Genomic DNA, 13,894 nt, shown 5'->3' on the forward strand with positions numbered 1-13,894 from the left:
CTGACGGGCGTTCGTGGCCAGCGCAGCGCTTTGCATCAACCTGTGCATTCCATGAAAACACCGACGACAGATTCGGGAACCCCGCCGGCCGGCAAGAACCAGTTGCACCGCGTGCTCAAGGCGCGCCACCTGACCATGATCGCCCTGGGCGGCGCCATCGGCACCGGCCTGTTCATCGCCTCGGGCGCGGCCATCGCCCAGGCCGGCCCCGGCGGCGCGCTCACGGTCTACCTGCTGATCGGCCTGATGGTCTATTTCATCATGACCAGCCTGGGCGAACTGGCCACCTTCATGCCCGTGTCGGGCTCGTTCTGCACCTACGCCTCGCGCTACGTGGACGGCGGCTTCGGCTTCGCGCTGGGCTGGAACTTCTGGCTCAGCTGGGCCACGGTGGTGGCGGTGGACGTGGTGGCCGCCCAACTGGTAATGGCGTACTGGTTCCCCGACACCCCCGGCTGGATCTGGAGCGTTCTCTTCCTGGCCCTGACCTTCGGCCTGAACGCCTTCTCGGCGCGCAGCTTCGGCGAAGCCGAATACTGGTTCGCCATCATCAAGGTGGTAGCGGTACTGTGCTTCATCGTGCTGGGCCTGGCGATGCTGGTGGGCATCATCCATAGCGACGCGCCGGTCGGCCTGGGCAACTGGACGGTGGGCGACGCGCCCTTCGTTGGCAACGCCGCCACCTGGGTCGGAGTGGCCATGGTGGTGGCCTATTCGTTCCAGGGCACCGAGCTGGTCGGCGTGGCCGCCGGCGAATCCGAGAACCCGCGCCGCAACGTGCCGCGCGCCATCAACCACGTGTTCTGGCGCATCCTGCTGTTCTACGTGCTGGCGATCCTGATCATCGGCCTGCTGATCCCCTACACCGACCCGCAGTTGCTGCGCAACGAGGTCGAGGACATCGCCGTCAGCCCCTTCACGCTGGTGTTCCAGCACGCCGGGCTGCTGTCGGCGGCCACCGTGATGAACGCGGTGATCCTGACCTCGGTGCTGTCGGCCGGCAATTCGGGCATGTACGCCGCCACGCGGATGCTGTTCAACATGGCGGTCGAGGGCCAGGCGCCGAGGCTGTTCCAGCGCGTGACGGGCAACGGCGTGCCGCTGTACGCCCTGCTGGCCACCACCGCGCTGGCCTGCCTGTGCATGTTCAGCGTGGTCTACAGCCCCAAGGCGGTCTACATCTGGCTGCTGAACTTCGCCGGCATGACCGAATTCATCGTCTGGCTCAGCATCGCCGTCAGCCACTACCGCTTCCGCCAGGGCTACGTGAAGCACGGCTACGACACCGCCAACCTGCCCTACAAGGCCGGCCTGTTCCCGTTCGGGCCGCTGCTGGCCTTCATGCTGTGCCTGCTGGTCACGCTGGGCCAGAACTACCAGGCCTTCCTGGACGAGCGCATCGACTGGATCGGGGTGGTCTCGACCTACCTGGCGATCCCGCTGTTCCTGGCGTTCTGGATCGGCCACCGGCTGGTGAAAAAGTCGCGCTGGATCCGCTACCAGGACATGCAGTTCTACGGTTTCGAGGCCGACCGCGCCGCCGGCGTGGGCCAGGACGCGCCCGTGGCCGCCGGCCAGCCCGCGCGGACCTGACCCGCGCCGCCCCTATTCGAAGCTGTCGCGCGGGCGCTGCGCGATGACGCCGTACCAGCCCAGGCCGGCATAGGTCTCATAGCCCGGCGTCAGCGAGAACCCCACCAGGCCGCGATCGGCGTTTTCGTAGTAGCCGCGCGGCCGCTCGTCGTGGCGCAGCACGTAGCGCTCCTTCAGCGACACGGGGCCGTCCGAGGCGGCGATGACGCGCTGGCGGCTGTCGACCAGCAGGCAGCGGGTGCGCGCCCACTCCTCTTCCGACAATCCCACCGACCTGACGATACTGTCGGCCTGCTGGCTCCAGTCGAAGAACACCCCCAGCACGCCCAGCGGTTCGCCCTGCTTGTCGGCATCGCGTCGGATCGCAGTGGCGTAGGTGGCGACGTGGGCGCCGTCCAGCAGGCGCTCGCTGTCGATGTCCATGGCCACGTACTCGCCGCCGTCGGCCGTGGCCATGCCGCGCCGGAACCATTCGGCCTGGCTGACGTCGGCGCCGCGCGCCTGGGGATAGCGGTCCGGGCGGCCGCTGGCCACCACCCGGCCCTGCGCGTCGGCCACCCACAGGTCCAGGTAAACGGTATAGCTGTCCAGGATCACGCCCAGCCGGCCGCTGGCGTGGCGGGCGCTGTCGGCGCCGGGTTCCTGCAAGGCCCGCACCACCGCGGAATCCGTGGCCCACCAGCGCACGTCGCAGGAACGCTCGTACAGGTTGCGGTCCATGGTCTCGATCATGTTCAGCGCCAGGTCGCCCAGGCGGCGGCCCTCGTAGCCGCGGATTTCGTGCAGAGTGTTTTCGCCGATGCGGATCAGGTCGGCGATGGACCCGGCCAACTCTTCCTTGAGCGCGTCGGCGATGCCGGTGATCTGCTCGGACACGTACTGCACCTGGTTGGCCACCACCGCGAAACCGCGTCCCGCCTCGCCCGAGCGCGCGGCTTCGATGCGCGCGTTCAGCGACAAGTACTTGGCCTGCTGGTTGATGTCGACGATGCTCTCGATCTTCTCGTTCGAAATGCGCTCGACGCGGCGTGACAGTTCGACGATGCGTTCGGGTTGATGGGCCATGTTCAGCACTCCTTTTGTTGGACGTTGTTGCGTGAGGAGACGGTGACATGGGGACAGAAGCAGGAAGCGTGCCAAGCCGTGCACGGGTTAATGACCGGCACCTGCCAGGGGCGTGGCGCGGGTGGCGACGGCGCATCGCGCCTCGAAGCGGGCCTTGCGGCGCGCACCAATACGGTGCAAGCGACAGATACATCCGGTGCCTTGCGGGTCGGGTAAAATACTGTATATTCATACAGCAACAAGCGATTCCGGACAGGCGCTTCCCTGCCCGGCCGTACCGCCGCCCACCGAATCTTCACCCAGGAAAACCGGGTCGTCCGCCCGCCATGCCGTCGCCAGAACAGATCCATCCCGCGTTGTGGCGCGCCACCCAGTTGGCGCGCGGCGCCGCCCGCAGCCTGCCCACCGGCCACGCCGCCCTGTCGGCCGAGCTGCCGGACGGCGGCTGGCCGCTGGGCTCGCTGATCGAGCTGCTGGCGCCGCAACCCGGCATCGGTGAAATCCGCCTGCTGCGCCCGGCCCTGGCGCAACTGGAAACGCGCCGCGCCATCGCCCTGGTGCAGCCGCCGCACGCGCCGCACATCGCCAGCTGGATGAGCTGGCGGCTCGACCCGCGCCAACTGCTCTGGGTCGCCCCCGAAAAACCGCTGGACGCCCTCTGGGCCGCCGAACAGATCCTGAAAAACGGCAGCTGCGGCGCCCTGCTCTGCTGGCTGCCCCACGTGCGCCCCGAATCGCTGCGCCGGCTGCACCTGGCGGCCCAGGCCAGCGACCTGCTGTTCGTCGCCCTGCGCCCGGCCAGCGCGGCGCAGCACGCCACTCCCGCCCCCTTGCGCCTGGCGCTCGCGCCCGCGCCGGGTGGGCTGTCCGTCCATATCCTCAAGCGCCGCGGACCGGTCTGCGAGGCCCCGCTGTACGTGGGCCTGGAGCCCGGCGTCCTGGCGCCCACCCGCCATGCGCCTCTGGATCGCCGCCTGCCTGCGCTGCCTGCCGCTGGACGCACTGCGCCCGCACTGGCCGCTTGAGGCGCAGGCCTACGCGGTCCTCGACCAGGAACGCGTCGCCGCCCTCACGCCCGCCGCGCGCCAGGCCGGCGTGCGCCCGGGCATGCGCCGCGGCGGCGCGGCCGCCATCGCGCCCACGGTCGAACTGCTGGCGCGCGACCCGCTGGCCGAGGCCGACACCCTGCAAGGCGCGGCGCTGGCGCTGCTGCAATACACCCCCGAGGTCGCGCTGGCGGACGCAGACACCGTGCTGCTCAACGTCGGCGCCAGCCTGCTGTTCTTCCGCGGGCCGCGCGCGCTGCACCGGCGCGTGGCCGCCACGCTGGCCGCGCTGGACCTGCGCGTGTCGCTGGGCATGGCGCCCACCGCCGCCGGCGCCTGGCTGCTGGCGCACCGCGGCGGACGCCGGCCGGCGCGCCGGGTGCTCACCCCGCGCACGCTGGCGCGCCGGCTCGACGCCCTGCCCGTGGCCCTGCTGCCCCAGGCCCGGCCGCGCCTGGACTGGCTCAACGACATCGGCTGCCACACCCTGGCCGACCTGCGCGCCCTGCCGCGCGCCGGCCTGCAACGGCGCAGCGCGCCCGACCTGCTGCAGGCGCTGGACGCGGCCTATGGCCAGTCGCCCGAACTGCACCGCTGGATCGAGCCGCCGCCGCGCTTCGAGCGCCGCATCGAGCTGATGGAATACCTTGAACACACCGACGCGGTGCTGGCCGTGGCGCGGCGCCTGGCCGAGCAACTGGGCGGCTGGCTGGCGGCTCGGCAACTGGCGGTGCGGCGCGTGCTGCTGCGCCTGGACCACGAACGCGGCCGCCATGCGCGCCCACCCACCGACCTGGAACTGGCGCTGGCCCAGCCCGTGTGGCAGGCGCCGCAGATCCTCAACCTGCTGCGCGAAAAGCTCGGCCGCCTGACGCTCGAAGCGCCGGTGATCGCGGTGACGCTGCTCGCGCCCGACACCACCGAACAGCCCGCCACCAGCACCACGCTGTTCCCCGAACCCGGCGGCACCGCCGCCGACCACGCCCGCCTGCTGGACCTGCTGACCGCGCGGCTGGGCCGCGACCAGGTGCGCCACGCCTGCCCCATCCCCGACCATCGGCCCGAAGCCGCCAATGCCTGGGGCGACGCGCTGGAACCGCCGCCGCGCCCCGAACCGCAGCCCGAACCCCTGGACCGCCCCTTCTGGCTGCTGGACCCGCCGCTGCCGCTCAAACTCGCCGGCCACCGGCCGCAATACGCCGGCCAGGCACTGCGGCTGATGCGCGGCCCCGAACGCATCGAAAGCGGCTGGTGGGACCCGGCCTTGACCGTGCGCGACTACTTCGTGGCCGAGGACGCCGCCGGCGCGCGCTACTGGATCTACCGCGAGCGCGACGACGCGCACGCGCGCTGGCACCTGCACGGGCTGTACGCCTGACTCCGCCATGCAAGCGCCCGACGATCCGCATGATGACGCCCCCGGTCCGCCTGTCGGGTTGCCCGGCTACGCCGAACTGCAATGCCAGTCGAACTTCTCGTTCCTGCAGGGCGCCTCGCACCCCGAGGAACTGGCCGCCCGCGCCGCCGAACTGGGCTACGCCGCCCTGGCCATCACCGACGAATGCAGCCTGGCCGGCGTGGTGCGCGCCCACGTCGAAGCCAAGACCCAGAAGCTGCCGCTCATCATCGGCGCCACCTTCCGGTTGCGCGCCGGCCCCGAGGCCGCGCCGCTGGACCTGACCCTGCTGGCCCAGACCCGCGAGGGCTACGGCAACCTGTCCGAACTCATCACCCTGGCCCGCACCCGCGCCCCCAAGGGCGAATACCGGCTGGCGCCCGAGGACCTCACCCATCCACCGCCGGGCTACGAACACCTGCGCCACCTGCCCGAATGCCTGGCGATCCTGTCGCCCGTCTACGGCGACGACCCCGACCGCATGGCGCAGCAGGCGCGCTGGCTGGCCGCCACCTTCCCGCGCCGCGCCTGGGTCGGCCTGACCCTGCTGTACCGCTCGCGCGACGACCTGCACCGCGCCGCCGTCGACCACGCCGCGCGCGCCGCCGACCTGCCGGTGGTCGCGCTGGGCCAGGTGCAGATGCACGTGCGCTCGCGCAAGCCGCTGCACGACACCCTGACCAGCATCCGCACCCACCAGCCCGTGTCGCAATGCGGCTACGCGCTGTCGGGCAACGCCGAGCAGCACCTGCGCACCCGAATGCGGCTGGCCAACCTGTATCCGCCCGAGGCGCTGGCGCAGACCCTGGTGGTGGCGCGGCGCTGCGCCTTCTCGCTGGACGAACTGCGCTACGAATACCCCGACGAAATCATCCCGCGCGGCCACACCCCCGCCACCTACCTGCGCCAGGAAACCCTGGCCGGCGCCGCGCGGCGCTTTCCGGGCGGCACGCCGGCCCACGTCAGCGAACAGATCGAAAAGGAACTGGCGCTGATCGCCGACCTGCAATACGAGGCCTACTTCCTCACCGTCTACGACATCGTGCTGTACGCCCGCAACAACGGCATCCTGTGCCAGGGGCGCGGTTCGGCCGCCAACTCGGCGGTCTGCTACTGCCTGGGCATCACCGAGGTCGATCCGCGCCGCGGCACCAACCTGTTCGAGCGCTTCATCAGCAAGGAACGCAACGAGCCGCCCGACATCGACGTCGACTTCGAACACCAGCGGCGCGAGGAAGTGATCCAGTACATCTACCGCAAGTACGGCCGCCAGCGCGCCGCCCTGACCGCCGTGGTGATCTCGTACCGCCCGCGCAGCGTGCTGCGCGACACCGGCCGCGCGCTGGGCGTGGACCCGGGCGTGATCGACGCGGTGGCGCGCGCCCACCAGTGGTGGGACAGCAAGCAGGAAATGCTGCGCACCCTGGGCGCCTGCGGCCTGGACCCGGAATCGCAAATGGCGCGGCAGTGGGCCGCGCTGGCCCAGACCCTGATGGGTTTTCCGCGCCACCTGTCGCAGCACCCGGGCGGCTTCGTCATCTCGCGCGGCAAGCTGTCGCGGCTGGTGCCGATCGAAAACGCCGCCATGGCCGACCGCAGCGTGGTGCAGTGGGACAAGGACGACCTGGACGCGCTCAAGCTGCTCAAGGTCGACGTGCTGGCGCTGGGCATGCTCTCGGCGCTGCGCCGCACCCTGGAACTGGCCGGCCAGCGCCGCGGCCAGCCGCTGCGGCTGCAGGACATTCCCGAAGGCGACGAACCCACCTACGACATGATCTGCGAGGCCGACACCATCGGCGTGTTCCAGATCGAATCGCGCGCCCAGATGACCATGCTGCCGCGCCTGCGGCCGCGCGAATACTACGACCTGGTGGTGCAGGTGGCCATCGTGCGGCCCGGCCCGATCCAGGGCGGCATGGTGCATCCGTACCTGCGCCGCCGCCAGGGCAAGGAAAAGGAAAGCTACCCCAGCGAGAAAGTGCGCGGCGTGCTCAGCCGCACCATGGGCGTGCCCATCTTCCAGGAACAGGTGATGCAGATCGCGGTGGTCGCGGCCGGCTTCTCACCGGGCGATGCCGACCAGTTGCGGCGCTCCATGGCCGCCTGGAAGCGCAAGGGCGGCGTCGACAAATACCGCGCCAAGCTGGTCGGCGGCCTGCTGGCCCACAATTACACGCTGGAATTCGCCGAGGCGCTGTTCCGCCAGATCGAAGGTTTTGGCGAATACGGCTTCCCCGAAAGCCACGCCGCCAGCTTCGCGCTGCTGGCCTACGCCAGTTCCTGGCTCAAGCGCCACGAACCCGAGGCCTTCCTGGCCGCGCTGCTCAACTCCCAGCCCATGGGCTTTTACGCGCCGGCGCAACTGGTGCAGGACGCGCGCCGCCATGGCGTGCGGGTGCTGCCGGTGGACGTGACCGTCAGCGGCTGGGACGCGGCGCTGGAGCCCGCGCCCGTCGACGCGCCGCCGCGCCGGCCCCATCCTCACGCCCCCCCGCCGGACGAAATCCGCCCCGCCGTGCGTCTCGGCCTGAGCCTGATCCAGGGCCTGCACCAAGACAGCGCCCGCCGCATCGAGGCGGCCCGCGCCGACGCCCCCTTCACCAGCACCGGCGACCTGGCCCGCCGCGCCGCCCTGACGCGCCACGACCTGAACGCCCTGGCCGCCGGCGACGCCCTGCGCACCCTGGCCGGCCACCGCCGCCAGGCCAGTTGGGAAGCCGCCGCCAGCGTCCACAGCCGCGACCTGCTGCGCGACGCCGCCATCCACGAAACCGAAATCCCGCAACTGACCGCGCCGACTGAAAACCAGACCGTGGCGGCCGACTACCGCAGCGTCGGCCTGACCCTGCGGCGCCACCCCGTCGAGCTGCTGCGGCCGCAACTGGCGGCGCGCAATTTCCAGCCGGCCAGCGTGCTCAACGGCTACCCCGACAAGCGCGTGGCGCGCGCCTGCGGCATCGTCACCGTGCGCCAGCGGCCGCAGACCTCCAAGGGCGTGATCTTCGTCACGCTGGAAGACGAAACCGGCCCGGTCAACGTGGTGGTGCGCCCCGAACTGATCGAACGCCAGCGCCGCGAGCTGCTCGGCGCCAGCCTGCTGGGCGTGTATGGATCGTGGCAGAGCGTGGACGGCGTGCGCCACCTGATCGCGCAGCGGCTGGTGGACCTGTCCGAACTGCTGGGCGGCTTGACCACGCCCAGCCGCAATTTCCACTGATGGCGGCGCGCGGCGGCGAGACGTTGGCCCCCTGTTCCACCGGGCACGGCGCAGAGGCGCGGCGGCCACGGCGACGCCCCGGGGTCCGACCGCATGCCTCGGCCAAGCGCGGCGCGGGCGGCTGGTCTATGATGGATTTTCCGCGCCGCCCGCCAGCCCGCGTGATGGCCGTGCCGTGGAAGTGTTTTCTTTTTAGGAGTGATCATGATCCGCAAGCTGATTCCCGTTCTGCTGGTAGCCACGCTGAGCGCCTGCGCCAACACCGGGGCCCCGCGTTCCTCTTCATCCGCCTCCTCCAGCAGTGCCAGCTCGCCCACCGCCTCCGACAGCGCGTCCGGTGCCTCGTACGCATCGTCTTCCACCCCGTCCGCCAGCGCCCGCAAGACCTGCGATGCCAGCGCGCTGCAATCCCAGATCGGCCAAAAGGCCACCGAGTCCGTCATGGAAGACCTGCGCAGCCGCAGCGGCGCCACCAAGGCCCGCATCCTGCGTCCGGGCCAATTGGTCACCATGGAATACAACGACACCCGCCTGAACCTGATCGTCGACGACAAGGACGTGATGACGGCGATCCGCTGCGGCTGACGTCACGGCGCGACGGGCGCCACGGGCACTCGCCCCGCGCCCGCTTCTTCCAGACGGCGCGGTTGCCCGGGTCGTCCATGGACATCACCCCCGGGGCCGCCCCGCCCGCGGACATCCATCCCCCAGCGAACGACCGGCCGGTCCCACAGGCAGGGCCGGGCCGGCGCGCCAGCAAGCTTGCCGGCGCGACCGCCTCCCTGCACGCCCGGCCCACGAATCGATCCACAAATCGATCCGCCAACGCTTGACCCTTACGTAACGTCATGCCCAAAAGTTCGGCCTGCGCCATTCACGAAGGAACCCCATGCGACTGAAAGTAGGAGAACTGGCCAAGCGCAGCGGACTGACCGTCCGCACGCTGCACCACTATCACGCGATCGGCCTGCTGACGCCTTCGGCGCGCGCCGACAACGGCTACCGGCTCTACGGCCGCGACGACATCGCCCGACTGCACCAGATACAGGCATTGCGTCGCTTCGGATTGCCGCTGGCCGAGATCGGCGCCTACCTGGACCAGCCCGGCACGCCGCTGGACGAGATCATCGCCAGACAGATCGCGATGCTCGACAGCCAGATCCAACATGCCACCCGGCTGCGCGAACGCCTCGCGCAGTTGCAAGGCCAGTTGGCGATGGGAGCGGAGCCGGAACTGGCCGATTGGCTGACCACTCTGGAACTGATGAACATGTACGACAAATATTTCTCCCAGGAAGAACTGGCGCGTCTGCCCATGTACCGCCGAGGCCCGAACGACGACGCCGGCTGGCTTGCGCTGATCGCCGACGTGCGCCGGCAGATGGACGACGGCGCCCCGCCCGAGGACCCGCGTTCGCAGGCGCTGGCCCTGCGCTGGATGACGCTGCTGCTGCGCGACACCAACGGCGATGCGCGCCTGCTCGTGAAGCTCAACCAGATGCACGAACGGGAACCGGCCATGCAGGAACACATCGGTATCTCGCCGGCCATGCGCGACTACGTGGTGCGCGCCTTCTCCGAAAGCAAGCTGCGGCTCTACGAAAAACACCTGACGCCGGACGAGGCCCGGTTCATGCGGGCGCATTATCACGACCGCGCCGGCGAATGGCCGGCCCTGATGGCGCGGGTGCGCGACGCGATCGATGCCGGGCAGGCGCCCGACTCGGCCGCCGGCCGCGAACTCGCGCGGCAATGGCTGGAACTGTTTTGCAGCTACGCCGGCAACGATCCCGCGACCCACGCGAAATTCCGCCACGCCCTGATGACCGAGCCCGAACTGACCGCCGGCACCTGGGCCGATGACGCCACGCTGGCTTTCATGCGCCAGGCCATGGGCGCATTGACGGCGGCGCGCTAAGCGGCGTCGGCGTCCGCAGACACGGGTGCCGACGCGGTTACGGTTGAGGTCGAGGCCGAGGTCACTATCGCGGTAGCGGTAGCGGCGACAGTCGCAGCCGCGACCGCGCTACCAGCGCGCCGCCTGGACGAAATCCACGAAGGCACGCAACGGCGCCGGCAGATAATGCCGGCCCGGAAAATACAGCAAGGGGCCGGTGAAGCTGGGCCACCAGTCAGCCAGCACCGGCTCCAGTTCGCCCCGATCCAGGTACGGTTGCAGCCAGTCCTCGAACAGATAGACCACTCCGGCGCCCGCCACCGCCGCATCGACCGCCAGGTCCACCGCCGCCCCCAGGCTGACGATCAGCGGACCATCCACCTCCACCGTGACGGACTCGCCGTCGCGTTCAAACGCCCACGCCGGCATCGCGCCGCTGGTGAAACGGCCGCGCAGGCACAGGTGCTGGCGCAGGTCTTGCGGATGTTGCGGCCGCCCATGCCGGGCCAGATACCCCGGCGCGGCGGCCGCCGCCATCCGCTGGCGCCGCGGCCCGATCGGGACGGCCACCATGTCCTGGTCCATGCTTTCCTCGTAGCGGATGCCCGCGTCGCAGCCCGACTGCAGCAGCTCGACAAAACGATCGTCGACGATGACCTCCAGCCGGATCTCCGGATACTGCGCCAGGAACGGCGGCACGATGCGCGGCAGCACCAGCCTGGATGCCGCCAGCGGCACATTCAGCCGCAGCCGGCCCGCCGGCCGGTCGCGGAAATTGTTGGCCACGTCCAGCGCCGACTCGACCGCGTCCAGCGCGGGCGTCAGTTGCTCCAACAGGCGCTGCCCGGCCGCCGTGGTCGCCACGCTGCGCGTGGTGCGGTTCAGCAGCCGCAGGCCCAGCCGGGCTTCCAGCCGGCGCACCGCTTCGCTCAACTGCGACGCGCTGGTCCCCGTCTGGCGCGCCGCGCCGCGAAAGCCCCCATGCGTGGCCACCGCCACAAAGGCGCTGATGTCTTGAAGGTTGGACATGACGGGTCCCGATTGTTCGCTATTTTGCACAAGCTGTGCGATTACCAGGGATTGTCGCACGCCCCGCGCCGCCCTAGACTCGCTCTCATTCCCCTGCCTCGGAGCAAGTCATGACCTCGATTCAACAAGCCGGCGCCTATTCACTGGGCGACCTGACCGTCAACCGCCTGGGCTACGGCGCCATGCAACTGGCCGGCCCGCACGTGTTCGGCCCGCCCAAGAACAAGGCGCAGGCCCTGGCGGTGCTGCGCGAAGCGCTCGAACTCGGCATCAACCACATCGACACCAGCGATTTCTACGGCCCGCACATCACCAACCAGCTGATCCGCGAAGCGCTGCACCCCTACCGCGACGACCTGGTCATCGTCACCAAGGTCGGCGCGCGCCGGGGCGACGATGCCTCGTGGCTGCTGGCCAATTCCCCCGCCGAACTCGAATCGGCCGTGCACGACAACCTGCGCAACCTGGGCCTGGACGTGCTGGACGTGGTCAACCTGCGCCTGATGTTCGACGTGGCCGGCCCCGCCGAAGGCGACATCGAACCGTCCTTCACCACCCTCGCCGAATTGCAGCGCAAGGGCCTGATACGCCACCTGGGCCTGAGCAACGCCACCGCGCGCCAGGTGGCGCAGGCGCGCGGCATCGCCGACATCGTCTGCGTGCAGAACCAGTACAACATCGCGCACCGCGCCGACGACGCGCTGATCGGACAGCTGGCGCAAGATGGCATCGCCTACGTGCCGTTCTTCCCGCTGGGCGGCTTCTCGCCGCTGCAATCGGCCACGCTGGAGCGCGTGGCGGCCGACTGCCAGGCCACGCCGATGCAGGCCGCGCTGGCCTGGCTGCTGCAACGCTCGCCCAACATCCTGCTGATCCCGGGCACCTCGTCACTGGAACACCTGCAGCAGAACGTCGCCGCGGCCAGCCTGGCGCTGCCGCCGCGGGCCGTGGCCGAGCTGGACGGGATCGGCGCCGCGGGCTAGTTCAATGGGCGCGGTTGACCAATCCGCCGCATAGTGGCACCTTACCCCGAAGTGCCACGCCCGGAACCCCACTTGGACCACCCACAGCCCCTCGTCACCGTCGACGCCGTCCTGCTCACCCTGCGCGAGACCGGCCTGGAAATCGCCCTGCACCCGCGCGACCGCGCGCCGTTCAAGGGCGCCATGGCCTTGCCCGGCGGCGTGGTGCACGTGGACGAAGACGCCAGCACCGAAGCCAGCATCCGCCGCGTGCTACGCGAGAAGACCGGCTTCGAGCCGCGCTACCTGGAGCAGTTGCAGGTGTTCTCCGGCCCCGGCCGCGACCCGCGCAAGTGGTCGCTGTCGGTGTCCTACGTGGCGCTGGTGCCGGCCGCCGAACTGGAGGCGGCCCCGGCGGGCTTTCGCTTCGTCAGCGTGGACGCGCTGCCGCCGCTGGCCTTCGACCACGCCGACATCGTCGCCGCCGCCGTGGCCCGCCTGCGCGGCAAATCCAGCTACTCCACCCTGCCGTTCTTCCTGCTGCCCGAACGCTTCACCCTGACCGAGCTGCAGCGCACCTACGAAGCCATCCTCCAGACCACCCTCGAGAAATCGAACTTCCGCCGCAAGATGGAAGCCTGGGACGTGCTGGAAGCTACCGACGACTACGCGCTGGGCGCGCAGCGTCCCGCCCGCCTGTACCGCCTGAAAGACTTCGCCCTGTTCGACCGCAGCGTCGGCTGACCTCGCGCCCGACCCCATCTTAGTTGCAAACAAACAATAAGTAGGCTTATACTTGCCTCACTTAGTTTTAATTTGCCACTAAGGCCAAATCATGTTCACCCTCACCGCGGTAGTAGAAGGACAACGCCACACCGATACGCCCAGCGCGTTCGTGTTCCCCGGCGGCGAAAGCCAGGTCACCGTGCCCGCTGCCTTGCAGGCCCGCGCCGACGCGGCCAGCGAATTCCACATCCACGCCCTGCTGAAATCGGCCGACGAGGTCATGCAGTTGCTGCTGCTGACCGACGCCTTGCGCCGCCTGAACCCGGCCGCGCCCGTGCACCTGGACATGCCCTACGTGCCCTACGCCCGCCAGGACCGCGTCTGCAATCCGGGCGAGGCGCTTGGCGCGGCGGTGTTCTGCAAGCTCATCAACGACCAGCAATACGCCACCGTCACCGTGGTCGAACCGCACAGCGACGTCACCCCCGCCCTGCTGCAATGCGTGCGCGTGATCGACGCCGCCGCCTTCCTGAAAAACGCGCTGGCCAACCCCGCCTTCTCCAACGGCGTCACCCTGATGGCGCCCGACGCCGGCGCCCGCAAGCGGGTGCAGGCCCTGGCCAAAAAGCTGGGCGTGGCCGACGTGCGCTACGCCGAAAAAGTCCGCGACCCGCAAACCGGCCGCATCACCGACACCCGCGTGCCCGACGACATCCCCGCGCAACCCGTGCTGGTGGTCGACGACATCTGCGACGGTGGCCGCACCTTCCTGGAACTGGCCGCCGCCTTGCGCGACAAGACCGACCAGCCGCTCTACCTGTACGTGACCCACGGCCTTTTCAGCAAAGGCCTGGCCGAGCTGAACGCCCGCTACGCCGGGATCTACACCGCCTATGACTGGACCGCCAGCGAAGGCGCCGGCGCGCCCGTGGTCGTCACCCCCAACAACTGAGCACGAAGAAG

The 13,894-nt window shown here is 69.9% G+C and carries 11 protein-coding genes; 9 read left to right on the top strand and 2 right to left on the bottom strand.

Annotated elements, in window-relative coordinates; translation table 11 throughout:
* Positions 1-51 precede the first annotated feature (51 nt).
* A complete protein-coding gene (locus tag AC6LKG_RS17280; protein WP_498166219.1) occupies positions 52-1,593 on the top strand; it encodes an amino acid permease in 1,542 nt (513 codons plus the stop codon).
* A gap of 12 nt (positions 1,594-1,605) precedes the next feature.
* Here AC6LKG_RS17280 and AC6LKG_RS17285 read toward each other — a convergent pair whose 3' ends face one another.
* Positions 1,606-2,667: a methyl-accepting chemotaxis protein gene (locus AC6LKG_RS17285; RefSeq protein WP_498166222.1), complete on the bottom strand. Its 1,062-nt coding sequence runs from the start codon at positions 2,665-2,667 to the stop codon at positions 1,606-1,608.
* A 317-nt stretch (positions 2,668-2,984) separates the two neighbouring features.
* On the opposite strand from AC6LKG_RS17285, the gene imuA reads away from it, so the two are divergent.
* From imuA to AC6LKG_RS17310, 5 genes are all read left to right on the top strand, one after another.
* Complete coding sequence (gene imuA / locus AC6LKG_RS17290) at positions 2,985-3,683, top strand: translesion DNA synthesis-associated protein ImuA (protein WP_054502749.1); 699 nt, start codon at positions 2,985-2,987, stop codon at positions 3,681-3,683.
* Complete coding sequence (locus AC6LKG_RS17295) at positions 3,613-5,082, top strand: Y-family DNA polymerase (protein ID WP_498166224.1); 1,470 nt, start codon at positions 3,613-3,615, stop codon at positions 5,080-5,082. The genes imuA and AC6LKG_RS17295 overlap by 71 nt, the downstream gene beginning before the upstream one ends.
* 7 nt (positions 5,083-5,089) lie before the next feature.
* On the top strand, positions 5,090-8,317 hold the full coding sequence (locus AC6LKG_RS17300; RefSeq protein WP_498166226.1) for an error-prone DNA polymerase: 3,228 nt from the start codon (positions 5,090-5,092) through the stop codon (positions 8,315-8,317).
* 204 nt (positions 8,318-8,521) lie between these two features.
* Positions 8,522-8,902 (top strand): I78 family peptidase inhibitor, encoded by a 381-nt coding sequence (locus AC6LKG_RS17305; RefSeq protein WP_498166227.1) that lies wholly within the window; start codon positions 8,522-8,524, stop codon positions 8,900-8,902.
* 304 nt (positions 8,903-9,206) lie between these two features.
* On the top strand, positions 9,207-10,235 hold the full coding sequence (locus tag AC6LKG_RS17310) for a MerR family transcriptional regulator (protein WP_238919423.1): 1,029 nt from the start codon (positions 9,207-9,209) through the stop codon (positions 10,233-10,235).
* Between the two features lie 108 nt (positions 10,236-10,343).
* Here the strand turns inward: AC6LKG_RS17310 and AC6LKG_RS17315 are convergent, their stop codons facing one another.
* Entirely contained in the window at positions 10,344-11,243 is a 900-nt protein-coding gene (locus AC6LKG_RS17315) for a LysR family transcriptional regulator (RefSeq protein ID WP_498166230.1), read from the bottom strand.
* Positions 11,244-11,353: 110 nt separating this feature from the next.
* On the opposite strand from AC6LKG_RS17315, the gene AC6LKG_RS17320 reads away from it, so the two are divergent.
* The 3 genes from AC6LKG_RS17320 to prs all read left to right on the top strand — a co-directional run bounded on the left by AC6LKG_RS17320 (position 11,354) and on the right by prs (position 13,883).
* The gene (locus tag AC6LKG_RS17320) at positions 11,354-12,226 is read left to right on the top strand and encodes an aldo/keto reductase family oxidoreductase (protein WP_498166232.1); all 873 of its coding nucleotides are present in this window, start codon (positions 11,354-11,356) and stop codon (positions 12,224-12,226) included.
* Between the two features lie 72 nt (positions 12,227-12,298).
* The gene (locus tag AC6LKG_RS17325; protein ID WP_063583150.1) at positions 12,299-12,949 is read left to right on the top strand and encodes an NUDIX hydrolase; all 651 of its coding nucleotides are present in this window, start codon (positions 12,299-12,301) and stop codon (positions 12,947-12,949) included.
* 91 nt (positions 12,950-13,040) lie between these two features.
* Positions 13,041-13,883: a ribose-phosphate diphosphokinase gene (gene prs / locus AC6LKG_RS17330; RefSeq protein WP_498166234.1), complete on the top strand. Its 843-nt coding sequence runs from the start codon at positions 13,041-13,043 to the stop codon at positions 13,881-13,883.
* The last annotated feature ends 11 nt before the right edge of the window (positions 13,884-13,894 follow it).

It is taken from the genome of Achromobacter sp. 46006 (assembly GCF_059761975.1).

What these genes read in the sequence shown, in the direction of transcription:
- prs (WP_498166234.1), top strand. Translation starts at nt 13,041, where the DNA reads ATGTTCACCCTCACCGCGGTAGTAGAAGGACAACGCCACACCGATACG.
- AC6LKG_RS17310 (WP_238919423.1), top strand. Translation starts at nt 9,207, where the DNA reads ATGCGACTGAAAGTAGGAGAACTGGCCAAGCGCAGCGGACTGACCGTC.
- AC6LKG_RS17320 (WP_498166232.1), top strand. Translation starts at nt 11,354, where the DNA reads ATGACCTCGATTCAACAAGCCGGCGCCTATTCACTGGGCGACCTGACC.
- AC6LKG_RS17300 (WP_498166226.1), top strand. Translation starts at nt 5,090, where the DNA reads ATGCAAGCGCCCGACGATCCGCATGATGACGCCCCCGGTCCGCCTGTC.
- AC6LKG_RS17295 (WP_498166224.1), top strand. Translation starts at nt 3,613, where the DNA reads ATGCGCCTCTGGATCGCCGCCTGCCTGCGCTGCCTGCCGCTGGACGCA.
- imuA (WP_054502749.1), top strand. Translation starts at nt 2,985, where the DNA reads ATGCCGTCGCCAGAACAGATCCATCCCGCGTTGTGGCGCGCCACCCAG.
- AC6LKG_RS17305 (WP_498166227.1), top strand. Translation starts at nt 8,522, where the DNA reads ATGATCCGCAAGCTGATTCCCGTTCTGCTGGTAGCCACGCTGAGCGCC.
- AC6LKG_RS17315 (WP_498166230.1), bottom strand. Translation starts at nt 11,243, where the DNA reads ATGTCCAACCTTCAAGACATCAGCGCCTTTGTGGCGGTGGCCACGCAT.
- AC6LKG_RS17280 (WP_498166219.1), top strand. Translation starts at nt 52, where the DNA reads ATGAAAACACCGACGACAGATTCGGGAACCCCGCCGGCCGGCAAGAAC.